21 protein-coding genes are annotated in these 24,402 nt (G+C 53.0%); 2 read left to right on the top strand and 19 right to left on the bottom strand.

Annotated elements, in window-relative coordinates; all coding sequences use genetic code 11:
• Positions 1-44: 44 nt before the first annotated feature.
• The 16 genes from E1J53_RS05425 to E1J53_RS05500 form a co-directional block, all read right to left on the bottom strand.
• Complete coding sequence (locus E1J53_RS05425) at positions 45-536, bottom strand: DUF305 domain-containing protein (RefSeq protein WP_253930579.1); 492 nt, start codon at positions 534-536, stop codon at positions 45-47.
• Positions 537-627: 91 nt separating this feature from the next.
• Entirely contained in the window at positions 628-1,191 is a 564-nt protein-coding gene (locus E1J53_RS05430) for a DUF3347 domain-containing protein (protein ID WP_173021374.1), read from the bottom strand.
• 85 nt (positions 1,192-1,276) lie between these two features.
• The gene (locus E1J53_RS05435) at positions 1,277-1,843 is read right to left on the bottom strand and encodes a helix-turn-helix transcriptional regulator (RefSeq protein ID WP_134271932.1); all 567 of its coding nucleotides are present in this window, start codon (positions 1,841-1,843) and stop codon (positions 1,277-1,279) included.
• A gap of 89 nt (positions 1,844-1,932) precedes the next feature.
• Complete coding sequence (locus E1J53_RS05440; protein ID WP_134271933.1) at positions 1,933-2,520, bottom strand: DUF3347 domain-containing protein; 588 nt, start codon at positions 2,518-2,520, stop codon at positions 1,933-1,935.
• Between the two features lie 218 nt (positions 2,521-2,738).
• Positions 2,739-3,158, bottom strand: a complete 420-nt coding sequence (locus E1J53_RS05445) for a hypothetical protein (protein ID WP_134271934.1) — start codon at positions 3,156-3,158, stop codon at positions 2,739-2,741.
• A gap of 15 nt (positions 3,159-3,173) precedes the next feature.
• Complete coding sequence (locus tag E1J53_RS05450; RefSeq protein WP_134271935.1) at positions 3,174-3,386, bottom strand: heavy-metal-associated domain-containing protein; 213 nt, start codon at positions 3,384-3,386, stop codon at positions 3,174-3,176.
• Positions 3,387-3,467: 81 nt separating this feature from the next.
• Complete coding sequence (locus E1J53_RS05455; protein ID WP_134271936.1) at positions 3,468-4,046, bottom strand: AraC family transcriptional regulator; 579 nt, start codon at positions 4,044-4,046, stop codon at positions 3,468-3,470.
• Positions 4,047-4,057: 11 nt separating this feature from the next.
• Entirely contained in the window at positions 4,058-4,804 is a 747-nt protein-coding gene (locus E1J53_RS05460) for a DUF6503 family protein (protein WP_134271937.1), read from the bottom strand.
• Between the two features lie 217 nt (positions 4,805-5,021).
• Entirely contained in the window at positions 5,022-5,408 is a 387-nt protein-coding gene (locus E1J53_RS05465) for a heavy-metal-associated domain-containing protein (RefSeq protein ID WP_216650009.1), read from the bottom strand.
• A 128-nt stretch (positions 5,409-5,536) separates the two neighbouring features.
• Positions 5,537-5,848: a phosphoribosylpyrophosphate synthetase gene (locus tag E1J53_RS05470; RefSeq protein ID WP_134271938.1), complete on the bottom strand. Its 312-nt coding sequence runs from the start codon at positions 5,846-5,848 to the stop codon at positions 5,537-5,539.
• Between the two features lie 5 nt (positions 5,849-5,853).
• Entirely contained in the window at positions 5,854-7,170 is a 1,317-nt protein-coding gene (locus tag E1J53_RS05475; protein ID WP_134271939.1) for an APC family permease, read from the bottom strand.
• A gap of 125 nt (positions 7,171-7,295) precedes the next feature.
• Positions 7,296-7,565 carry a heavy metal-binding domain-containing protein gene (locus tag E1J53_RS05480; protein WP_134271940.1) on the bottom strand — a complete coding sequence of 90 codons (270 nt, stop codon included), beginning with the start codon at positions 7,563-7,565 and terminating at the stop codon, positions 7,296-7,298.
• A gap of 144 nt (positions 7,566-7,709) precedes the next feature.
• Positions 7,710-9,524 (bottom strand): efflux RND transporter periplasmic adaptor subunit, encoded by a 1,815-nt coding sequence (locus E1J53_RS05485; RefSeq protein WP_134271941.1) that lies wholly within the window; start codon positions 9,522-9,524, stop codon positions 7,710-7,712.
• 2 nt (positions 9,525-9,526) lie between these two features.
• Positions 9,527-10,843, bottom strand: a complete 1,317-nt coding sequence (locus tag E1J53_RS05490) for a TolC family protein (protein ID WP_134271942.1) — start codon at positions 10,841-10,843, stop codon at positions 9,527-9,529.
• The gene (locus E1J53_RS05495) at positions 10,840-14,574 is read right to left on the bottom strand and encodes an efflux RND transporter permease subunit (protein WP_134272042.1); all 3,735 of its coding nucleotides are present in this window, start codon (positions 14,572-14,574) and stop codon (positions 10,840-10,842) included. Before E1J53_RS05495 ends, E1J53_RS05490 begins: the two co-directional genes overlap by 4 nt.
• Before the next feature lie 75 nt (positions 14,575-14,649).
• Entirely contained in the window at positions 14,650-15,078 is a 429-nt protein-coding gene (locus E1J53_RS05500) for a hypothetical protein (protein WP_134271943.1), read from the bottom strand.
• A gap of 293 nt (positions 15,079-15,371) precedes the next feature.
• On the opposite strand from E1J53_RS05500, the gene E1J53_RS05505 reads away from it, so the two are divergent.
• Positions 15,372-15,650, top strand: a complete 279-nt coding sequence (locus E1J53_RS05505) for a cytochrome-c peroxidase (protein ID WP_216650010.1) — start codon at positions 15,372-15,374, stop codon at positions 15,648-15,650.
• Between the two features lie 63 nt (positions 15,651-15,713).
• Positions 15,714-16,736, top strand: a complete 1,023-nt coding sequence (locus E1J53_RS05510) for a zincin-like metallopeptidase domain-containing protein (protein ID WP_134271944.1) — start codon at positions 15,714-15,716, stop codon at positions 16,734-16,736.
• Positions 16,737-16,882: 146 nt separating this feature from the next.
• Here the strand turns inward: E1J53_RS05510 and E1J53_RS24235 are convergent, their stop codons facing one another.
• The 3 genes from E1J53_RS24235 to E1J53_RS05525 all read right to left on the bottom strand — a co-directional run bounded on the left by E1J53_RS24235 (position 16,883) and on the right by E1J53_RS05525 (position 24,401).
• Positions 16,883-17,761, bottom strand: coding sequence for a hypothetical protein (locus E1J53_RS24235; protein WP_253930596.1), 879 nt, complete (start codon positions 17,759-17,761; stop codon positions 16,883-16,885).
• A gap of 100 nt (positions 17,762-17,861) precedes the next feature.
• Positions 17,862-21,161 (bottom strand): hypothetical protein, encoded by a 3,300-nt coding sequence (locus tag E1J53_RS05520; RefSeq protein ID WP_134271946.1) that lies wholly within the window; start codon positions 21,159-21,161, stop codon positions 17,862-17,864.
• An 18-nt stretch (positions 21,162-21,179) separates the two neighbouring features.
• Positions 21,180-24,401 carry a hypothetical protein gene (locus E1J53_RS05525; protein ID WP_134271947.1) on the bottom strand — a complete coding sequence of 1,074 codons (3,222 nt, stop codon included), beginning with the start codon at positions 24,399-24,401 and terminating at the stop codon, positions 21,180-21,182.
• Position 24,402: the final 1 nt, after the last annotated feature.

A 24,402-nucleotide genomic window follows, 5' to 3' on the forward strand; every position in this document is an offset into this window, starting at 1 on the left:
TTTTTGTTTTAAGTTCTAAGGCTTAACCTCTGAAAGAGAATATCTTATTTCGATTGCTCCAACCGATAGATAATTTTCTTCATTTGTGCAATCTCCCGCTCCTGCGCTTCAATAATTTCCTCCGCCAGTTTGATTGCTTCGGGGTCTTTCAAGTGAGCTTTCTGACTCACCATAATGGCCGAACTGTGGTGTGGAATCATCGCCTTCATCCATTGCACGTCGCTCACAAAAGTCTGTTGACGGAGACCAGCGTAGCAGAGTACGAACGTAAGAACTGCTGCACCCAGAATAGCGTAGTTCCACCCCTTCTTCTTGTACATTCCCCACATAAATAAAAGCATTGTAAACGCCATCGGGGCGATCATCAGGAAGGTCATATACGTTCGCGTTGGGGCCAGGTATATGTGGTCAAATACGTCTACATTTAGATACATAATGGCGTACATGAGGACGAACGAAGTCCCCATCATGATGCCAAACTTGAGGTAAGGGTTCATCCCTTTTTCATCATTCATTTCCTTGGCGTGATTCATCATTGCTAGGTGGGTTAATATGTAAAGTTGAAGTTATTAGAGGCGCGGCCGCAGGTGTGGAGCTAAGTTGAAAAAGCAGTTTGGAAGGGCCGGGCTATTTTATTTCGGCCACTACCTTCCCACACTTCAGCATTTTATCGCCATAGTAAGGGTTACGAATGTCAGACACATCAGAGAACCAGTCTCCTCCCGCACCGTCGAAGGCCATCGGACAGTGCTGTTTGTAAATAACACCATCCGTAATGCCATTGGTAAAAAGTGGCTCCAGGCCGGTTGTCAGCGCTGCAAAAGTGGATCGAACACCTGTGAGATCTTCTGCGGCTGCCACTTCCTGAGCAAGATCATGCAGTTCCGGCTTGTCGTTGCCTAAAGCTTCCGCCAGATTGCTCGCTGCTGATTTAGCGTCGTCAGTATCACTGTTCACCAGAGCCATTTGTAGTTTCAAATAGTATTGATAAACGGTTTCCGTCATCCCGTCCGTAAAAGTGGCGTCAAAGGCATCAGGAGTAGCGGCCTTTTCCGCTTTCACCTCTTCAGGGGTATTGAGTTCAACATCTGTATGATTCGCCATTTCAGTAGCATGATCCGTATTGGTTCCGCTATTGCAAGCCTGTAAAATGGCTAAAGCAAGGAGTAGTACAATGGTTTGTAGTTTCATCTTTCTTCTGTTTTTTATATAAAAGGCAATCGTCAGCAACCGTGTTCTTATCACATTTTGCATAGACTGTTCTAATTATGACCTTTTAGAGTTTATCAATAGGTCGAGGCTTATAATCATCCTTGGCTCGAAATTCGCTGGGCGTCTCTCCCGTCAGTTTCCGGAAGGAGACCGAAAAATGACCTGGTGATTTATACTTAAGTCGCTTCGCTACTGCTTTAATCTTGATGTTCGTTTGAAACAGCAATCGCTTCGCCCGCTCTATCCGGTGAAGCTGGTAGAATTCTTCAATGGTTCGGTTTTCCGAACAGGAAAAATGACGACTTAGGTAGCTGTAACTCAACTCCACCTGGCGAACGATGAGCTCGGAAAGGGGGACATCCGTAGTCGCCAGATCGTCATACACATAGTCAATTACTGTACCCTTTACCTGAGCGATAAGGTTATATTCGTCTTGTCGCAAACGGAGCCCAACGCTACTTAGATGTTCGGATATATAGTCCAAAGAAGCATCAGCCGCTGGAGGTATTACCCGGACGTGTCCTAGTTCAATCTCACGTACGGTCCAACCAGCATCCTTTAGTATCTGCTCGACCGCCAGAATACAGCGGTGGCAAACCATATTGTCGATGTACAATATTCGTTCTTGCATTTCCGCAATGATTTATCGATTAATAAAAGCGTGTGAAAGCCCCAACGACACGACAGATTCCTGCCGAAGGGGCTATTATCACACTCACTTTATTTAATCGTTTCCATCACCCGGCCACACTTCAGCATCCGGTCGCCGAAGTAGGGGTTACGAACCGCCTCGACGTCGCTCAACCAGTCTCCTCCGGCATTATTGAAAGCCATCGGGCAGTGCTGTAAATAGAGTTCCATATCGTTTCCACCAAAGCGCTTTATAGCGCCAGCCAGTGGTGCTGACATAGCGGAGAAGGCCTGCCGTACGTCTTCCAGGCTTTTAGCTGCAACAGCCGTTTCGGTTACAGATTTCAACTGTTTTAAATACCCCATCCACTCCATATGGGCATCGCCCGTAACCAACTTCATGTCTACAGAAGAGAGCGCAAGCTGCATCGACGCGGCTGCGGTTTTGGCGGCACCCGCATCTGACTTAACCAACGCGTCTTTCATGCGGAGGTACTCCCGCGTAACGTTGCTCAACTGTGCCTGAAAGACACTATTGGTTGCTGCATCAGCGGCTTCGCCATGATGGTGCGCCGACTCAGCTTCGTGGCCAGCTTTAGAATGAGCGGATTGACTATTGCAAGCTGTTGCAAAAAAGCCCAGGAAAGCAAGGAGGAAAAATGATTTGAAGATATTCATGCTTCGATGAATTGAGAGAAGGCTACCATATTTAGGTACTTCTCGGATTTGATAAGATGTATTAATAGGAACCAAAAGACTCGGCTGTGCGAGGCGGTTCTGTGTTCGCAAGACGAACGGGAAAGTTTAAGATCAAGCCAGTAAGTGCGTCCCTTTCGGTCGCCCATTTGGCCTTTTCCAGATGCAATCCGCCTCGTGAATTGCACCATACATCAATATCAAATCAAATACACCTGCCACTCGCTCTTCACGTCAACTACGAGCGGAGGCGGTCGGTAATTTTCAAGTTTATCCAATTTACGCGGACGCGTAGCGGTCGCTATCTCCGGAAATAGACGAAGTGGTAGATATGGAGAAGTAACCGGCGACAGTGGTAAATCACCGGAGGTTTCTATCTCCCTATCTTCATCCAAGTGGACATAATCAAACTCATCGCCACAACAATTTTTTCGCTCCATCTCACACCCCTCTTTCGGGTGAGACGGGCACAATTCCTCCTTTTCAGCGTGGCAACTTTTAGCCGTGCCAAAAATGGCAAACGACTTCAATTCTCCCTCACAAAAATGCCGACTCACCGGCACACCGACGGAGCCGCCGAGCACGTTGAAAGCCAACAAAAGGGAGAGTATTTTATTCACTTAAAAGCTTGTTTATTAATGAACTGGTTCTGCCTCGTAGCCAGCACCTGCAACAACCGCCTTGACCTCATCCGCCGTTAGTACTTCTGTCTCTACGGTCAATGTACGGTCGGGGCTTTGCAAATCAACATGCCAATTTTTGATGGCTTCATTTCCATCAAGTGCAGGAGTAACACCACGCAAACAACCGCCGCAGTTGATGTTGGTCTTAAATTTCATCGTAGTCATAATGCACACTTTTTATTTTGTGTCGCAAAGTACGGGGCAAAGTCTCCTAACTCCGTTATAGCATTCTGGTCTATGTTTACATCATTCCGCTTCTCCAAGCGCATCCAATGAGCGTCGATTTGGGTCTTTCAACTTTCGAAACTGTGTCGGCGTCATCCCCGTCTCCCGCTTAAACTGACCGGATAGATGAGCAGTACTACTGTAGTCTAAGTCAAAAGCAATCTCACTTAGGTTTTCATCTCCGTAAGACAGTAGTTCCTTTACCCGCTCAATCTTCTGCCGAATAAGAAATCGCTCGATGGTTTGCCCTTCATGGCTGGAGAAGAGTTTTGACAGCGCTGCGTAGTTCTGTCGTAGTTCCCGGGATAGGTAATCAGACAAATTCTCCTGTGATGGTTTGGTATTCCGGTTGCGGACCTGATCGATGATCAACGTCTTGATTTGCTCTACCCGTTGATCGTCAGCGTCCAGTAGCAACTCAAACCCGTTCTCTTTCAGCACTTCAGCAATGCGTCGGATGCCCCCCTCATCCGGATGAGTAGCATAAGTCACCGTCCCCATTCCCACCGCTTCCGGCGGGTAGCCAGCAGCAGTCAGCTCTTCCCGAACAACACGGATGCACCGCGGACAAACAATGTTCTTGATCTTCAGTGTTGGCATGGTTTCTTCGTTTATTGGTTAATAGCCGCACCACCACGTTGCCGGTCCTCGCGAACCTCCAACCTCCGCACCTCCTCCAGGTTAATCTCTGAAAGCAGATTCAATTCCCCGGCGTCAAAGCCAGCGGGCAGCTCTTTGATGGAGCGAGCCTTATTTCCCGGCGTATTCCAGTTGTGGTAATCGCGGACGATAATGCCATCCACTTCGCGTTCGTTATTAGCTTCGCGTAAGCGAGGTGCTTTGCCACCAGGATGAGAATAAGCCAGGTACTTCAGCTGCCGGGTATCGGGTGTGAACCAGTACATATACTCGTCGTCGGCATCCTCTCCACCGTTGTCGGTAGTAAAGGCAATCTCGATCTGATCCAGCACCTCACCTTTAATCGTATCACGGCCCAGGTAGGTCGGGATCACGGCGGGGTCGTTCAGTACCCATGGCATGAATGCGAAATAAATGACCGAGTTGACGGAGTTGCTGTACGCTTTGCGTTTCTTCTCTGTAATGACCGCGATCTTACCGTCGATATACCGCACCAGGCCGTTGTTGTCCAACACGTCGCGGGTCACTTCGGTAGTCGTAGAATCCGTCCACCAGCGTTCGTACGTAAAGGTTCCGTTCGTTTGCTGGTAGCGGTATTCTTTATCCCGGAAGCGAAAGGCAAAGGCCGCTTCGTTCATCCCTTCCAGACCGGCGGCGGCAGTAGCCGCTTCGATGATGGCACGAGCTTGACGGTTGGCTTCCGTTTCGGGCGCACGCACCACCGCCTCGGTGGCTATTACCTCCGCCTCTTCAATCTCTGTAACAGAAGCTGGTTCCGCACAAGCGACGGTAAAACCCAACAATAAAACCAGAGCTAGATAGCAGCAAAGTGCCAAATTTGAGTTCATCATCATCTTTTCAATTAATTATTATAATCTACCGCTAACCAGCCGTTGTTGGCAGCCGGTTAGCGGTAGACGAACAAGATTGGAAGGGCTACTTTGTGCCTTCCTTTTTAGTACAGCTGGCACCTGCCTTCGGCGCGCAGCAGCCACCAGCCTTAGCCTCTTTAGGCTGGCAACAGGCCATCAGTTTAGCCTGAGCATCGGGATTCGGTGCTACATCGTCGGCCTGGTAGCCAGCGGCGGAGATGGCCTGACGCAGCTTGGCTTCATCTATTTTCTTGCCTTTGTAGGTGACGGTGACTTGCTTGGTCTCCAGGTCGAGTACGGCCTCTTTAACCCCGTCCAGGGCATTCAGTTGTTTCTCAATGGAGGCCTTACACATCCCACACTGGGCGTTGGTTTGGATGACGAGTGTTTTCGGCGGCGCAGCCATGGCCACGAAGGCAAACACGAGGAGAAGGATAGGAAGAATACGCATGGTTAAAATGGTTTATAAAAAGTGAAAGAAGGTCCGGCCAATAACTTTGAATGGCATTTGGGCGCGGACGCAGGTGAAAAGTGAAGACCAACAGCAGGCTGGTCCGTAATCTTTGGGTGATTTATGTTTTACGTAGTATTCAGTTTCGCAATCATTTCTTCGCTGAGGCTTTCAGAGTAAGGGCCATAGGCATCGATCAGAATGCCCTTTACGCCGCTTACACCGCAGATGGCGTAAATAATACTGTTGTCATCAGGCGAACTCATTCCCTCAAGTCGATAGAATCCGTCGATTTGAAAATCCGCAGGATGCAGCTCCAGTTGTAGTGACGGACACTCCAGGCACTTGGGCTTAAGGTTGAAGTCCTCTTTATACCCTTGAGTTCTCAGGTCCGCAATTGCATCTACTAGTGATTCATAGTCATTTTTTTCTAAATGCATGGTTGTTATTTTTTAGCGTTGTTATCCGTACGTGTACGGAGGAAGAACCTTTCTCCCAGAAAGACAGCAGCGATCAGCCCTAGGGCCACATAGAGCACCAGGGGATCTCTCGATGCTTTCACCCAGATGAATGCGGTCAAAACAATGCAATTCAGCACGATGGCAATAGTGACAATAATTGCGTTTGCGTCGATTTTATCGCGCAGATTTTTGAGCACACCCCACTGTACTATTGTATCCATCACGAGGTATAAAATAGCCCCCAGCGATGCGATCCTGGAAAGGTCGAAAAACACGGTTAGCACGATTGCGACAACGACGGTATAGACCAACATATGCCGTTGGATATTTCCGCTCATACCAAAATGACGGTGGGGAATAAGATTCATTTTCGTTAGCATCGTCGTCATTCGGGAAACTGCGAACAAACTGGCAATCACCCCCGATATCGTTGCCACGATCGCCAGCGCCACGGTAAAAGTCAACCCCCACTTCCCAAACGCGGGCTTAGCAGCTTCAGCTAACGCAAAGTCTTTAGCAGCGATAATCTCCGGAACTGTCAAATTTACGGATACTGCCCAAGCGACCAGGGTATAAATCACCGCGCAGATGAGTAAAGAGAAAATGATGGCCCGGCCAACGTTCTTCTTAGGCTCTTCCACCTCCTCACCACTGTTGGTGATGGTAGTAAAGCCCTTGTAGGCGAGAATTGACAAGGCAAGAGCGCCAAGATTATCAACAAGGGAGCTCTCGCCACCCTGAGCAGAAGGAAGTAAATCTGAAAATGAAAAATCCGCCAGCCATAACCCGCCAATCGCAAAGAGGCTTATACCGCCAACTTTGATGATGGCCATCACAAATGAAGACTTTCCAAGTGTCTTGTTTCCAGAGAGGTTGATTCCGAAGGCTACTAGGATGAGGAGCACTCCCAGAACTGGCACCCAGAATTCACTCACCGGGCCAGAAAACAGCTGTAGGGTGTAAGTACCGAACGTTCGTGCTACCAGGCTCTCACTGATCATCATAGAGAGCACCATCAATAGGGACGCTGCGGCCGTAATGGTTCCTTTACCGTAGGCCTCCGTGAGGTACATCGCTATTCCTCCTGCTGAAGGGTAGTTGTTTGACAACTTAACGTAAGCATAGGAACTAAATCCAGTGACGATCGCTCCGAATATGAAAGCAAAAGGAAGTAAACTCCCCGACAACTCAGCAACCTGGCCAAGAATAGCAAAAATACCGGCTCCAATCATTACCCCTGTTCCCAGAGATATTGCTCCGACCAAGCTAATACTGTCTTTCTTGTAGTTCTCTGATTGCATAATTAATTGACTTGCCGAAGCGCTCGGCATGGAGTGTTTGATAGCCCTTTTAATGTGTCATAAAGAAGCCCCCCAGGTAGGTTTTGCAACCTGAGAGTCAGCCTGGGAGGCCCTCTTAGATGATTTTAGTGCTTGTGGCCGTTTTCGGTATGTTCTTCCTGTTTAGCATAGGTCATCCCGCAAACCGGGCACTCCCCGGGCTTATCGCTGCCGCTACCGTCACAGTGCATCGGGCAGACGTACGCAGAGGTATGTTCTTTGCCCTCGCCGTGCGGAGCAACGGTGGTGGTTTCGGTAGCAGTGTCGGTGGTCGCAGCGGAATCACCACAAGCTGTGAAGGCGAAGGTGAAAGACAGGACCAGCATCAGGGCGGTCATTGATTTGAAAAATCGCATGGTTGAGTAGATTTTGGAGCAGTACTCCGGGTAAATGGTTGGTTGTGATCGTCTTTTCCTCAACGGGCACTGTGCGCTGCTCATCCGATACATCTTTTGGCCTGGTGTAGCCGGACAAAAGTTCATCGGATGCGTCAGCGCACTTTATAGTTCCTCGGTCACGCTCCCGCACTTCAGCATCTTGTCGCCGAAATAAGGGTTGCGAATCTGTTCTTCATTACTAAGCCAGTTGGCGCCGGCATTATCAAAAGCCATCGGGCAGTGTTGGACGTAATATTTGCCGTCTACGCCGAAAGCCGTCAAAGCATTAATCAGTGCTTGGGAGAGAAAGCCAAACTGCGCTCGCTGGGCTTCCACCTCATCCTTTTTCAGCAGCGTATTAGCGTGGGCTTCCATCGCTTCCATTTGCTTCATCCAGTAAACGTGTGCATCGCCTTTTACCTGCATCATGTCGACCTTGGCCAACATTTCTCTCAATGATGCCAGCAGCGTTTCGTCCGCCAGTTCGGTAGCGACCATCCGGTCTTTCAGCGGAAGGTAGGCTTCAACAACTTTACCCAACTGCGCTCGAAAAGCTTCCGGTGTATCCTCCCGGTAATCAGGAACCTCCTCCGCTACCGGCGCGTCAGATTCCTGTCCTTGGATGAGCACATCCCGGTTCATCATACTAGCCTTATTGTTGAGCTGTGCCGAGGCGTCGATCTGAAAGGCCCCATTGACGACCACCCGGTCGCCAGCAGCCAGGCCCGAAGTAATTCGGTACCCCTCCCCTACTCGCTCACCAACGATAATTTCCCGAAACTCATAGGTAGGTACTTCCATGTCAGGCAACTCCACATAAGCGACGGAGCGCTCGCCCGTCCAAAGCACGGAGGAACGAGGAACAATCAGTTCATCGCCACCTGCCACGTCTCCCCTCTCCCGAGGAGAGGGGCCGGGGGAGAGGGAAACCGTCCCCTCGATAAACATCTCCGGCTTCAACCGTCCCAGGCGGTTGTTCACCTCCGCTCGCACAGCGGCTGTCCGCGTCTTCGGATCGATAACCGGATCTATGAAGGTCACCCGTCCATCATAAATTTCTCCTGGCTGAGAGGCAACGGAAAAGGAAACCTTATCCCCTACCCTAATCTGTGCTAAATCCTGCTCATAAGCATCAAACAGCGCCCAAAGATTACTCAGGTTTGTGTAAGTATATAGCGCCCCACCAGCCTTGACGTACTCGCCAACCTCGGCCTTTGTTTCCAATATAGTCCCACTTCGGTCTGCATAGATTGGGAAAATATTGATGACTTTACTGGTTTTTTCGAGCTCGCCAATCTGCTCATCGGTCACCTCTAGGTTGCGCAGCTTAGCACGAGCAGCAGCCATCAACTCCGGATTAACGTCAACATATTTCTTAGCTTGCAACAACTCCTCTTGAGCAACTACCAAATCAGGAGAATACACCATAGCAATCCGTTGACCGGCTCGAACTTGCTCTCCCGCAAAAGAAACGAACAGTCGCTCGACCCGCCCACCAAACTCCGAAACCTCGACGGCGGCAGTTCGCGCGTCCGGTGCAAGACGTCCAGTAAGCTTAATCCCTGCTCCCCCAACACCTTTTGCACCTGCGTCCGCGCCCTCATCCACCAGCGCATCACCAACAATAACTGTCCGCACCCGTGCCATCGCCACTGCTGCCTCCGTCATTGTTAGCACCGCCGGATCGGCTGAATTCCCAGATTCCAACGGGATAAGATCCATGCCGCAAAGCGGACAAGCGCCTGGGCCATCTTGCCGAATCTGCGGGTGCATTGAGCACGTCCAGATCTCAGCTTCGTCAACGCCTTCGTCCATTGTTGCGTGGTCATGATCAGCGTGTTCATCCATTGCTTCGGCCTCGCCACCAAACAGGAAATAGCCGGCTAACAGCCCCAGGACTACTGCCACTACCAGGTAAATTATCGTTCTAATATTCATCTTTATTGATTTATGAGGTAGCGATCAATTACCGCTCGTTGTGTAAGAATGATCGTTTGTGCCAGCACTGTTTTCGTGCGGTACCCGATCAGTTGGTTTTCCAATCGCAGTAGTTCATCAAAAGCCCGTTTGCCGTTAGTGAACTCACTCCTGGCAATCGATATAGTAGCATCAATCACCTGCGATTGTTCCCGTAGGAAGTACAGCTCATTGGCTGCGTTATCAATGGTGTTCAGAGCACGCCTGATCTCCGCGCGAAATTCGTTTTCTGTGGATTCCCTCCGGGCGTCCAGCGCAAGAATCCGGACTTCCTCTTCCTGGCGTTTGGCGGAGAATTTGCGTTTACTTAAAGGGATGGTCACCATAGCTCGGGGCAGAATCACATCACGGCCGTTACGCAGAGGGTCCAGATCGTCCCGGCGACCGGTCGCGATATAATCAACGCCGACGCCAAAGTCGGGCCGCTGGTCCAGATCCGTTAGTTCAATAGCGGCTCGATTAGCCTTCTGCTGCAATCCATAAATACGCAATCCAGGGTGGTTGCTCAGGTCAGGATCGTCGGCCGCAAGATCTGGGGCAAAATCCAAGGTCTCCGCTACTCGTTCCGCAATAGCTACCCGGGCATCGACCTGAGTCTCTGCTGGGCGGTCCAGTAGCTCGTTGATCGTCACCATTTCCTGTTGGCCCAGGTAAATGAGCTCTTCTAATTGCCGCTCAATTTGTTGACGTTGCAACTGTATACGGTAGACGTCCACCGAGCTTCCCTTCCCATTCTCAATTCGACTCAAGGCCAAACGGTCAAGACTGGTGTATAACGCGAGACTTTCACGGAGTACGACTGCGCGGGCTTCTAAACCTGCCAGACTGTAATAGGCCCGCTCCAACTTGTAGATCAGCATCAGCTGACGGGCAGCTACCTTTTCTAATAGTGGTCGGGCACGGGCATCCGCCGTAGCGGCCATCGCCGCTAGCTTCCCTGGCCAGGGCAACATTTGCGTTGCGCCGATCCGAAATTGCTGCGGTCCGGTCCGGGTTTCCACCGGCAGGACAAAAACACCAGCACCAATTTCCAAGTCAGGTAATTGATTCTGCTGAGCACCAATCTTCATCGCTGCTTCGTAATCAAGTAATAAGGCCCTTAGCTCAGGGTTCTCCTGGCGTAATTCTGTCTTCAGGCTGTCCAGACTTTGAGCACTGACGCGGGGACAGAAGAAGAGTAGAAGCAGCAGGGTAAGAGGCACCTTTGCTTTGAGCATTCTCATCGGATGCATACTTATTGCTGACGCAGCCACAAGTAGGTTAATCATTAACTTCCTCATGAGTTACTGAATTTCTGATTCCATTTCAATTTGATTTCTTCGCGCATACACCACAATACCGGCACCGTAAACATCGTCACCACCTGTAGCGCCATACCCCCAAAACTGGGTATAGCCATCGGCAGCATGATATCTGCTCCCCGGCCCGTAGCAGTGAGTACAGGCAGTAATGCCAGCAGCGTTGTAGCTGTTGTCATCATTGCCGGTCTCACCCGCCTTAGCCCACCTTCAATAACCGCTTCTCTGATCTCAGAAACTGTTTCAGGAGTATTCCTCACAAAGCTGTCCCGCAGAAAGGTGGCCACCAACACCCCATCATCCGTCGCAATGCCGAATAAAGCCAGGAAGCCGACCCAAACGGCCACGCTCAGGTTAATCGTGCGCATCTGAAACAGGTCCCGCAGGTTCTCGCCGAAGAAACTAAAATTCATAAAGTCAGGGTCAGCGTAGCCGCCAAGTAACAGGAAGCCTCCAGAGAAGGCCACGAATACGCCGCTGAATACCATCAGGGCTGTTGTTATCGACTTAAACTGAAAATATAGAATCAAGAAGATCAGCCCAAGGGCGATTGGCACCACCAGGCTCAGTCGTTCATTAGCCCGGACCTGTTGTTCGTAGTTGCCGGCGAAACGGTAACTCACACCGGCCGGAATATCCAACTCTCCCGACTCCGTAAGCCCATCCAGGTAAGCCGTTGCGTTTTCGACTACCTCTACTTCGGAAAAACCATCTAGCCGATCGAAGAGCACATAACCCACTAAGAAACCGTCTTCAGACTTAATCGACTGCGGTCCTTGCTCGTAGCGGATATCGATCAATTCCCCTAGTTTGATCTGACCGCTGCGCGTCGGAACAAGAATGTTTTTAATAGCTTCCGGATCATCCCGTAACTCTCGCGGATAGCGCAGACGGACCGCGTAGCGTTCCCGGCCTTCCACCGTAGTGGTCATCTTCATCCCTCCAACCGTAGCCATGATCTGTTGTTGAACGTCCGTTACATTCAGCCCGTAGCGAGCAATTATTTCCCGCTTCACATCCAGTAGTAAATATGGCTTGCCAACAATGCGATCAGCAAAGACTGCGGCGTCTTTCACCCCATCGATATTTTTCAGCTCCCGTTCTAGTTCCAAGCCAAAAGCCTCGATGGTCGCCAGATCGGGTCCACGTACCTTAATTCCCATCGGTGCCCGCATACCGGTTTGCAACATCACCAACCGAGTTTCAATCGGCTGAAGCTTGGGCGCAGAGGTTACGCCTGGCAACTGAGCTGCACTAACGATATGACCCCAAATATCGTCAGGAGATTTAATGTGATCGCGCCATTGACGAAAGTACAGACCGTTTTCATCAGGAATCAGGTCTTCTACCGAGGCTTCTGTTGCTTGGTTAGCTGGCAGAGTGGTTCCGTTCTTCAACACAAACTCTCCTTTCTCATTTACCTTATATCGTAGCCGGTGCCCATCCTCATCCGTTGCGTATTCCGTCTTGTACAATATCATATTTTCGTACATCGAAAGCGGCGCGGGGTCCAGTGGGCTATTCACACGGCCCGCTTTACCGACAATCATCTCTACCTCGGGGATAGTTGTTATTGCCATATCTAGATTACGAACGTTTCGGAGGTTTTCCTCAATGCCGGCGTGCGGCATACTAGTTGGCATGAGCAAGAAAGCCCCCTCCCCAAGCGCGGGCATGAATTCTTCTCCAATACTACGGTACGACTGAAAACCAGTAAAGATCAATAGTCCGATTACAACCAGAAACAGGACCTTAATCTTCAGCAAAAAGCCCAGTAATTTCGTGTAGAAATGAATCACCAGCCAGAAAAAGCCCAGTAAACTACCAGCTACTACTACAACAAAAAGGAAGTTCGTAACCTGACTCTTATTAACTCCAAGTGGAAGCCAGTAACCAGCAAGTAGCCAAGCAAGTACCAGCGCGATGGAGACATTGATCAGCGTTTGCAATCCTTGCTCTTTCCAAAGGTTCTTCACACCTGCAGATTCACCTTCTTTTGTCAAAGCAGACATAGCAATTCCAAGCACGCCTGCCAGAATCGTAACTAATCCTAGCCACCAAGCTACGACAAACCAGGCAGCAATACCCATCCCGATCAGGATACTATTACCAATGATTTTTACCCGGTTACTATCCCGATCCCAGCCCAAAACTACATGGGCTAATGCGGGTATAAATGCTAGTGCAACAACGATCGCAGCAATCAGAGCAAAGGTCTTCGTAAACGCCAGCGGACGGAACAGCTTGCCTTCTGCCGCCTCCATTGTAAAAACCGGTAGAAAGCTAATAATCGTTGTCGCCACCGCCGTCAGCACCGCCGATCCCACCTCTACAGTCGCTTCGTAAATACTCTCCAACCTACTCTCCCCTTCTGGCGGATCATTCAGCCGGTAAACCATACTCTCTGTCAGGACAATCCCCATATCCACCATCGTCCCGATTGCGATGGCGATACCTGAGAGGGCCACAATATTGGCATCCACCCCAAAGTAGCGCATCGCGATGAAACACATCAACACCGCCACCGGAAGCGTACCCGCCACGAGTAAAGAAGACTTCAGATTGAACAACAGTAAGATTACCACGATGGCCGTGATCAGAATCTCTAACGTCAACGCTTCTTCCAGTGTCCCAATGGTTTCCCGAATCAATTGTGAACGATCATAGAAAGGAACAATGGTCACTTGGCTCATCGTACCATCTTCTAATTCCCGTCTCGGCAAACCCGGCGCCAACTCTGCAATCTTAGCCTTTACATTATTGATCACCTCCAATGGGTTAGCCCCATAGCGCGCCACCACTACCCCACCAACTGCCTCTGCTCCCGATTTGTCCAGGACACCTCGCCGGGCAGCCGGTCCAATCGTTACCCGCGCCACATCCCGGAGGTAAACAGGAACATTGTTTTGCTCGCTGACGACGGCGAGCTCAAGGTCATCAAGATTTTGAAGGTACCCCAACCCGCGGACAAAATACTCAGCCAAATTTATCTCTAACGTCGCCGCCCCCACATCAAGGTTGGAACCCTTAACGGCTGCCATCACTTGACCGAGTGTAATACCGTACACCCGCATTTTCTCAGGGTCCACATCTACTTGGTACTCTTTCACGAAGCCGCCAATGCTGGCTACTTCACTGACGCCGCCAGCCGCACTAAGACCGTAACGGACATAAAAGTCTTGTATACTCCTTAGTTCATCCAGGTCCCAGCCTCCAACGGGAGTACCGTCCGGTGCGCGGCCTTCCAACGTATACCAATAGACCTGCCCCAATGCCGTAGCATCAGGGCCGAGCGTAGGTGTGGCGTCCTCCGGCAACAACCCAGCTGGTAGGGAGTTCAACTTCTCAAGTATCCGGCTGCGTGACCAGTAGAATTCTACATCCTCCTCAAAAATCAGATAGATGCTTGAAAAGCCAAACATGGAATTGGAGCGGACCGATTTGACACCGGGAATACCCAATAACGACGACGTCAGCGGATAAGTAATTTGATCCTCCACGTCCTGCGGCGACTGTCCCATCCATTGGGTAAAGACAATCTGCTGGTTCTCCCCGATATCGGGGATGGCATCTACGGCCACAGGGTCTCGGGGTAGGCCAGAAATATTAAATTCAAAAGGTGCAGTGGCCAGACCCCAGCCCACGAAGAGCAGTAGCAACAGCCAAACCACCAGCTTATTCTCCAGGAAAAAGCGCACAAAAACGTTAATCATAAAACGATACTTGACAAAAATCACAGAAGCCCCGGTCAGCGGTGGCTGGCGGGAGAATAAAATTGTCAAGTAGAATTAAATGCGGAATACCTGGAACTCACGCACCGAGTCCAGTATCAAGGGAGGTGGGCGATAGTTCTCAAAGTTCGTGTTTTTGCGCGGCCGCGGATGCGGAGGTAGATAGTTAAAGAGCTGTGGGGGGAAGTCCGGTAGTACTGCTACGATGGCAGGCAGCGCCTCCACTACAGTTTGTTCCTGATCGTCGATCTGCACCAACTCGTGCTCGTCGTCACAGCACCCTTTCTTCTTACTGTCGTTCTCCTCTTCCACTGGCGCGGGGTGGAAAGGGCAATGCGCTTTCTTCTGCTCTTTATGGCACTTCTCCGCCTCGCCAAAGATGGCCACGGACTTCAACTCCCCCATACATAAATGACGGCTTACCGTCACACCAGCGGAGCCGAAGAGGACAAGAGAAGCCAATAATATGTGGAGAAGTTTGTGCAAACGTTTGTGATTTACATGTTCAAAGATACGGGCATTTGGCGGACATAGTTGGGTCGAGCATAATATAGACACTCCCTGCACAATTTCGTAAGCATTAAGGCTTTTAGTTGTCGTAATTTTGTAGTCGCGAAAATTAGAATTTTTATAGGTTAAATCATAATCCTGGTTGTATAGCAATCTATAAGATATCCCTCCCCGATTTAAGTTGTGTTCCTATTCTGATTAGGTTACCGGTAACGCGAAAGCCCATGCTCAAGGGCAAGCCATTTTAAAGCAACAATCATAATCTACTAATGTACACACCTTTTTATCAGAAGCTACTCCCATCACTCCTGTTTTTAGTCGCCATGACCGGATGCCTGCGTGATGAAGCAATCTCCAGTGTTGATACGGAACTGGAACGTACGTTAATCCGTCTAAGTGATATTGGCACGCTGAATGATTATATATTACCTGACGGTAGCAACCTGGCGGGCATCCCCGCCGGCATTGGCAACCCACTTACACTCGAAAAAGTAGAACTAGGCAAATTACTTTTTTTCGAAACTGCGCTTGGTCGCGACGCCCTTTAAGTTTGGGTATAGTTAGGGGTGAAGCCGAAAGGAGTTCTTTCGCCGTTCCTGAAAATCATTGTCATGCCACAACATCTAAAACGATCCTCCGATAGCCGTGTCCAGAAGTCCAACCTTCTGGTTGACGCCAGGTACAAACTCAACATGTGGGAAACCCGCATCTTCATCAAGATGATCATGATGATCGATCACACCGACGAAGACAATAAGGAGTACCATATATACCCACGTGACATTATTAACGATTTTCAGCTGTTTACCGATAAGTCGGCCTACCGGTACATCCGTGAAGCCGCCGACTCGCTGCGTAACCGCTCCATCACCTTTCCGGAGACGACCGAGAACGGAGATGTCTACGAGGTCAACACCAGCATCCTGACGGTTACCAAGAAGAAGATCAAAGGTAAACCGGACGCTTTTATTAAGGTTAAGTTCGCTGCGGAACTAAAGCCTTACTATAAGGACGCTGACGGGAAGACCTTAAAACCACAACAAGCGGAGGCCTTTAGCAAGGCGGGAAAGGTTGTTCAGGTAATACCGATGCCTCGTACTTTTCACCTGTTCAACGTGGCGGACATCGATGGTATCGATTTCGAGTTTCCGGAGATCAAAGAGAACCCTAATAGTCCCATTCAGCAGTGCGACGATTTCGTGGCCACTTTCCACCAAGCTCCCGAGGTGCTCCATGATAACCTCGATGAAGCCTTCTACAGCGTCACCTACGACCGCATTAACATGCCACCACTACCGCGTTTTCACGCGCCGGAAGCCTACTATAAAACGCTCTTCCACGAGATGACCCATGCTACCGGTAGCGCCGGACGGCTGAAACGTCCCGGCATCACCCTTCCCCAGGAGCAGCGGCGTCCCGGCTCTGCTCCTTACGCCCTGGAGGAACTTACCGCCGAACTAGGGGCTGCCTATCTTTGCCAGATCGCTGGTATCAGCAGTCAGCCACTGGAAGAAAACGCGGCGGCTTATCTCGAGGGCTATCTCACGCATCTGCGGAAGGATAAGAAGTTCTTGTTTCAGGCGGCTTCGGCGGTGCAGAAGGCGGTAGATTTCTTGCTCAAGGAAAAAGACTAGCGAAATATTTTAGTAAATTTGTTTCATCTTAAAGGCACAATAAACAATTCTAATTGGGTCGGATCCGACCCAATTAGAATTCAAGAATCAAGATCATCATGAAGCGTATACCCATAGGTGAGAGCCATATCCGCATCGACGAAGAGTCAGGATTCTTGTGCATCACGGACATGGCCGGTGTTATTGGTAATCCTCACGATAATATCAAAAACTGGATGCGATTGGGTAGCACTATCGAATTCTTCCAGGTGGAGCGTGGTTGTCGCCGAATAATTATGGATACTGCAGTCCCCACGAAAGGTACATTCTTGCAAATTCAGGTAATCACCGGTCTTGTTGTTTCTGAGCTCAAACCCGTTATGGAAATTGGCCATGATATACAGGCTTTCTTCTCCATTCAGTAATTGACAATCTGATAATAAAAAACGGCCGAAAAAATCGTTGATGTCGATGTCTAATCCCTGTTCTGTTGTCGATTGAACAATGGAGAAAGGCGACTTAAAGTGGTTGCCATGGAGCCTAAGTGTCCCTTTGAATAGGCAATTGTCAAACATGTCCACATTTTCATTGAAACGACAGTTCGTGACGAGAATCTGCTTTTTAAACTCGCAGCTCACTAAACAAACTTCATCGAAGAAACGAACGGCTTCCATCTCTACCTCATCCACAAATACGCAGTCGAACATTAGGAGCAACTTGCGAAAAACGTAGCGTTCAAACAGGCAGGCATAATCTGGGTGTCCGGGTTGATCCTCCAACTCAAGACCAGTAATAATGAAATTCTGCAGCATGATCTCCTCGCGGCGCGGATCATCATTTAGGTAGCTCAACAGCGTAACAAAGCTCTCAAAGCAGGCATGATTTCTCTTCCAGTCAATGTCCTTACTGTGAAACAAACAAAGGCCTTCTTCATCGTGTGGTAAAACGAAATCATCGTCGTTTCCGGAAGGATCGAGGGCCGCAATGTAGGCAGGCCAAGAGCAGGTTTTCTCATCTCCCTTGACGCTATATACCTGTTTGCACAAAATGAACTAAGCTTTAGCTGCAACAAGATAGGGTAACCTCGTCTTTCTAATGTTCTTCGTACCTCCGCTAGCGCACCGAAAGCTACGGTAAGACTGCCAACTACACATCATGAAACACCGTCGTACTCCCCGACCCCTGCGACAACAACCAACTCACCAGCGTTGCAATGCCCGCCGAGTAGGTCTGCCCCTCGGGGTTCCAGATGTTCTCGTCCATGGTGGGTTCAGTGTAGGCAATGTGGGGATCTTTTCCGTCCCAGAGCCGCTCAATGAGGCCATAGCCGTCGGCCCGGAGCATCTCCCGGATGAGGGTGAAGGCCGCCCGGCCGTCCCGGAGCCGGGCCTGATTGCTGCCCGCCAGGGTGGTCTTGTTGGAGCGTTCCAGCTGGAGGCGCTGCTGCAGCAGCGCCACGCGGTGATCCCGGATGGCGGTCACCTTCCCCCCTACCCGATCAAAACCCGTGAGCGCCACGTCGGTGCCGCCGTCAAAGGTCAGCCCCCGCCGGCGCATGGTCGTGGAACCGGTCAGCATCCACTGGTCGTCGATGATGACCGTCTGCGTGTTCAGTCCGCTCGGCCGACCGGGAAAGCCCATCGGATGAAAGACCACCGTACGGTCGTCCCGCAGCAAGGGAGTAGTCGTGCTGCTCCCCGAGGTTGTCGCTACGAATAATTTAAACCGCTCCGCGATTTCCTTTTTCCGCAACGGATGGTAGCGCCGGTCGTATTCCGGCACTTTGGGCACGCAGATCATCAGCTTCAGCGCCGGGACCTCGTTCATCCGGTCCTGAATCATCTTGAGTACATCCCGGGAATACTCATTGCCCGCGGTGCCGTAGCGCACCGGTCCCAGGGCGGGCGTTTCCAGGTAGATGAAGTTACGGGCGGATTGGATACCCTCTTCCAGCGCCCACAGGCTATCCCGCCGACCGTAACAGGCCGTGGACAGTTCCCGCAGGACCTCGCTGTACAGGCGTTCCCGTTGACTCTCCGACAGTGCATTACCGTCTTTCTGTTGTTCCAACCAGTTCACCACTTCGGTTCGCAACCGCGTTACCCCGGTGCCCAGTACCCCCGGCAGAGACCCTACGTTGAGGCTGTTTACCCAGGCTTTTAACTGATCGACGAGAGCGTCAAAGGAGGTGGGAATGCTGTTGATGTTACCGTCCACCAGACTCTTCAGCAGGGCCAGTTCGGGGGTTTCGGCGTTGGGACTGATGGTCTGTAACACAACCGAAGCAAAGGGCCCGGCGTCGGCGGTCTGGTCGGTGCCGATGGCCAGGGCCGTAGGTTCAGCGGGCTCGCCCCAGTTGGTGTCGTCGACCAGGATGGGCAGTCGGGTGTAGAAACTCTCCGTACGCCGCAGCGCGTGGCGGGCCAGGGTGTAGGCCAGGCGCCCGTGTTGGGTGTAGAGCCCGGTACTCTGCGTTTCCCGGCTCCCCGGACTGCCGGGGGCACCCCGGCGGGGTTCGGCCGTGTGCAGGCTTCGGTCCACGCGACTGCCGCTAATCAGCCCCCGCCAGTTCGTTCCCCGGCGGCTTCCGGCGAGTATCTCCCGACGGAGCATCAACGGCAAGCGCGGAGCATCCCGACCGATGGGATTGGTCTCCCCCATGGCCTGCAGCGCCGCATTGAGCAAATCCTCCGCCGAAGGAGAAGCGGGAAGGTTGACGGTCGGACCCGGCAGTCCCACCAGTCCGGCGTGTCCAATTCCCCGGCGCGCGACGTCCCGGAGCCCGTTGTCTACCGGCGTAGTGGTGTCGGCCACGGCGGTGGTGGAGATGGGAAGTTGTACGTTGCCGTAAATCCGACGGGTCCCGTTGCGCAGGACCACCACCAGGTCTACGTTAAGTTGCGGTTCCACGGCGGCCACGAAATTGCCGGGCGTGACTTCCAGACCCAGCGGATCCTCCAGGCGCAGCACCAGCAGTCCGTTGTAGGTTCGTCCGCTCAGGGCGGCGACTTCCGTTCCTACGGTGCCACCGGCACCGTCGCCCCGCTCTTCAGTAAAGTCGGTGCCCAACCTCCGGTGATACGCCCGTACGGCGGCCCCCACGGGCAATCCCGTCAGCGTCAGCAGCACGTTCACGTCCACCGGTTGCCCTTCGTCGATGAAGGCGGCGGTGGAATGTTCGATCAGCTCCGCCCGCAAGTTGGGGGGCAGGCTATCTTCCATGGTGGCCGTCAGGCCACCGGGCAGCGCGGGAAAATCGGGCCATTGGGTCGTCGCCAAATCCGGCGGTAGCGTGAAATCTTCTTCGATGGTCTCCCCCACCAGCAGGGCGTCGTCGGGACTTCCCTCCACGATCGCACTCAATCCCCCCATCACGTCATTACCGGAGGAAAGCAGCTGTATGTGGTCGTGTAGGCGGATGATCGGCTTGGGCTCAATTTTACTGCCGTTGAAGGCCGCATCCGGCGTACCGGTGAGGTAGGTGGTCAGGTCCAGCACCTCTAGCGTGAAGAAGTCGTGCTTCAGGGTAACGCCCCCGGGGAGGGCGGGCAGCCGCACCCGGTTGCTCAGCCGTCCGTAAGCGGCCGCACCGACCATCAGGAGCCGTGCCTGAGCGTCCGGGAAATCGCCACTGTTACCCGTGCCCGCCTTGCGGTTGATCTCCCGTAGAATGGTGGTATCCGTGCCGCTGAAGGCCGCGGCCGGAAAGATGCCCTGGGCGGTGAATGCGCCCGTACTCTCCAGGTTTTCCATCAGGTTCGTACCGTCGTATGGGGTCCCGTTCCGACGCACAAGCCGTACCAGAAAGCTACCGTTTGTCTCCAGGTCATTGATGGCCGTAAGCTGGTCGGGCGCACTATCGTCGGCCAGCAATACCTCGTGTTCTCCGGCCAAAGCCAGGAGGGCCGAAGCCACGCTGAGCGGGTCGATGGGATGGCCCTGCTCGTCGTAGATGGTCAGGTTGCCCGACATGCCGATGTCCTCCCCTACGTCAATTTGCCCGCCCAGTTGGGAGCCCGGAAAGCTCCCCTCGATGAAAAAGTAGTTGGGTACCGAACGCAGGCTTTCTCCCCGCTCGCGGCGGGGATTGTGGGTGGTGTTATCCTCCAGGAGGTTTGCGTACAGCCGACGGAGCCTTAGGTAGGCCCCCGGGTCCAGTTGGAGCACCAGGCCCTCCTGGGTCACCGCCGTGCCACCGGGTTGCATCAGGCTGACGGGCAGATTGTAGGGGGTACCACCGCCAACCTTGTGTACCAGCCCCCCAAAGGGTGCCAGCCAGTTAGCGCTGCTTTGCAGTTGCATGTTCTGGCGACTGTAAGTGATTTGTCCGCTGATGTCCGCCTGTGCCACGTCAACCCACCGCCGGCTGAAGCGTGGGAACGTCAGGCCGAAGGGTTGCAGCTGAAAATTATCGAGTCCTTGCCGGATGAGGGTTTCGCCTAGCATAATGAAGCACTTGGGATTTTAGGAAAAGTCGATCAAAAGGCTGGTACTACGCCCCAGAGGGTCGGTAAGCCGGACGGCGAGTTGCTCATAGTCTTCGTGTACGCGAAGGAAAATGCTGTCCCGCTCCGGAAAAACGCCAACTTCTATGTCATCGGCGGGGTCGAAGGGGGCCGGGTGTCTGCCGCTGAATCGGCGGTCCATAACGGGTAGCTCACTCAGTTTTGCCGAGAAGATGGTCCGCATCTTGGGTGGTGCATTGGGCGAGGTCGCAGGTGCCAACAGTTCTAGTTGGGCAAACTTACCCTGAACCGTCTGGAAGGGAGCATCCGTTTCCAGCGTAGCGGTGTGGCAGTCCCAGCGCTTTAAGCTTCGCTGCCGACTGAGTTGCAGGGCCGGTGGGTTCATGGGGGGGAAGTAGGCTTCCACCGTGGGGGATCCCGTAGAGATCGATTGCCACAAGCCTTCAGGGCGGTCTTCCGGGCCCACCGCAACGGCCTGGTAGTAATAGGGCTCCCAGCTCGGGGAAGCTACGGGGTCGAGTAGCTTTTTCCCCGGAGAGGTGCTGCCGTCAAGGTTGGTCAGCTGGTAAGACTGCCACTCCGGGGCGGTTTCCGGGTAAACCGGTAGCCCCTTCATCTGCACCACATTGGAGGCGATCCGCTTTCGCACCCGGTAAAGCTTGAAGCCCGCGGGCTCCGGCCCGGCACCATCAAGCACCACCACTTCCATTCCGGGTACGCCCTTTTGTTGGGGCCTTACCCGGAGTACGGGTGGTCCCGGAACCTTCTGCTGGGGAACGGCGAAGAAGACGACGTTTGAGCGTTCGGACTCCACGTTGGCGGACGTCATGGCACTAACCCGATAGAGGAAAAGGACTTCACTCGCGCCCGGTAAATTAACCTGAACGGAGGTGGTGCGCAGGGGGTCGCGGTTGAGCCGTACGAAGGCCCTCAGGCTATCGCGATCGTTGTTGGGGTCGTTGAGCGCATCCCGTAATTCGGTGGCTCGTTCCACCAGGGAGTCGTTCGGGTCCTGGGGTAGCCCCAGGGTAGTACGTATGGCCGTTTCCGAGGCCTCCCACACCACGTAGCCCACCGCGCGAGTTACTGCGGGCCAACTCAGGGTGCCCCGGGCCACCTTTGTGGCGTCCGGTAGGCTTGTCCAGTTGATCGTGGCGGGCAGATTTAATTTTACTGGAGGGCGGGGGTCATCCATGCGGTCGCTGACCGGAGCGGTCCAACCGGACCACACGGCCGTTCCGGCCCGCACGGCATCCTGCGCTCGCGCCCTCGCCACGTAGGCTATGCGCGAAAGATTATTGGCCGGCGGCGGTGCGGGATTGTCCAACGGACCCGGAAAACTGGCCACCACATTATCCACGGTCACCCGGTAACGCCGGATGTTGGGATCCGGAGAGGAGCCGCTCGGCGCGAGCTCGACCACCGACTGATTGCTACCGCTTACCTGTGGCACTCCGCTACCGGAGAAGGTAATGCGGACGACCGGATCGTTGCCGTTGGCCGCCGTGAGGGCCAACCGGTCCGTAAAATTCGGCAGGGCCGTCTCCCGGTCGGCCGGATAAAACCCACCGGCAATTTCGATGGCTTCCGGACTGCGTTCGGTCCAGTCCCAGCTCACGTCAAGGAGCAGCCGGGTGGCCACCTGACTGGAGTTACCGTTGGGCAGGGCCGGATCGTGTTCCAGCTTTACGGAAATCATCCCCGGTGGCTGGGTGGACAGGCCCTCGGCCAGATAATTGGTTTTTCCGTAACCGGACCACCGACCAAAAATGTCTCTTGCCGCCAGGTAATAGCTGCGATTTTCACTTCCGGCCAACGGTATCGGTGCGTTGGGCAGGACGTAGGCAATGCGTTGCTCCACGGCATTTTCTGCGGTGGGTACGTTCAGGATTGCGGGTTGATAACTGGAGTTCCCCAGCCCTCGGTTCGTGTTGAGGACCTTCATCTGCCCTCCGGACGCCTGAAAGAGCCCGTAACTCACGGGGAATGCCGGTGCCCGGCAACTTATCTCGACTGCCTCCGTGCTGTTACCGTCCCGGGTAAGCGGGCGATTCTGGTGGAGGCGTTGGGATCGTACCTGCAGCGGGGTGGCCGGCCGGTCCACGTGTTCGGCCAGGGCGGCGTATTCCTGTTTGATCGTAAACTGCTCGGGTAAGCCCGGGAAATTCGGTTTGATGGTGAAGGTATTGGTCACCATGTAGAAATAGTCCAGCCGTTCCTGGTTGACGCCGGAGTAGTCATAGGTACCGTACCCCAGGGCAATGCCGACGTAGTGGTCCATGAGTGCGGCCAGGAGCGTCGTGCTCACCACGGGGATGAGGGCCGTTCCGGGGTCAATGTTTCCCGGATATCCTTCCTGCCGTAGCCCGTCCACCACCATCTGACTGAGGTAGGCCGGTTGCCGTTGCTGCGGGTCGGGGGAAGCATCATCACATTGTTCCAGGCATTTGCGAATGTGGGGAAGAATTCCTCCCTGGAATTGCTCCAGGTCAAAGAGGAAGTCCGCAGCCGGTGGCGGAAGCCAGTCCGTCGCGCTAACCCCGGGGTCGGTGGAAGGTGGCAGGGGCTCCTGGAGGTACCCCGCCAGTCCGAGCAGGGCCTCGTGAAACTGCCGCGGCGCCATGGGCGCTGCAACCATGCCCTGGGGAGAAGTGTCGTAGGCCGACGGATCAATACTTCCGGGATCCAGGGGTAGGCCCACCCTTTGCATCAGCTCCCAGTTGGGGGAGTTGATCAGCGCCGTTTGGTAGTAGACCCTGATTTCCCGCACCACTCCCCTACCCGTAAAGCTATAGGCGGAGGTGAAGGGATGGTTGAAAAAGTAGGTGCCCGAAAGCGTAAGCAATTTGGTGGCTCCCGGAATCGGGATGCCCTGGGGCCCCAGCGGCGTGACGCTCAGGGTCTGGCCACTGGACAGATCAACGCTGATCAATCCGTGGTAAACGTACCCTCCGGGATTGTTGACGGTGAGTTGTCCGTCAACCTGCCGTCGGTTAGTGATGACCTTTTGGTAGTTGAACTTGTTGCGGTGCCTCCAGAGCAAAAAGGGCTGGCGGGGAAGGCCGAAATTGGCTTCGTGGGTCCAGCGCATCATATTGATGCCCTTGGGGATGTTCCGCCCCCGGGCGATCCGGGTAGCCCGGTCGCTGGTAGGCTTGGGGTCAAAAGGCTCCAGGGGGCGACTAAACAACCGAAATGAAGGATGTGCGATTCTTGCCATG

It is taken from the genome of Lewinella sp. W8 (assembly GCF_004375085.3).
Lineage (GTDB): Bacteria > Bacteroidota > Bacteroidia > Chitinophagales > Saprospiraceae > Neolewinella.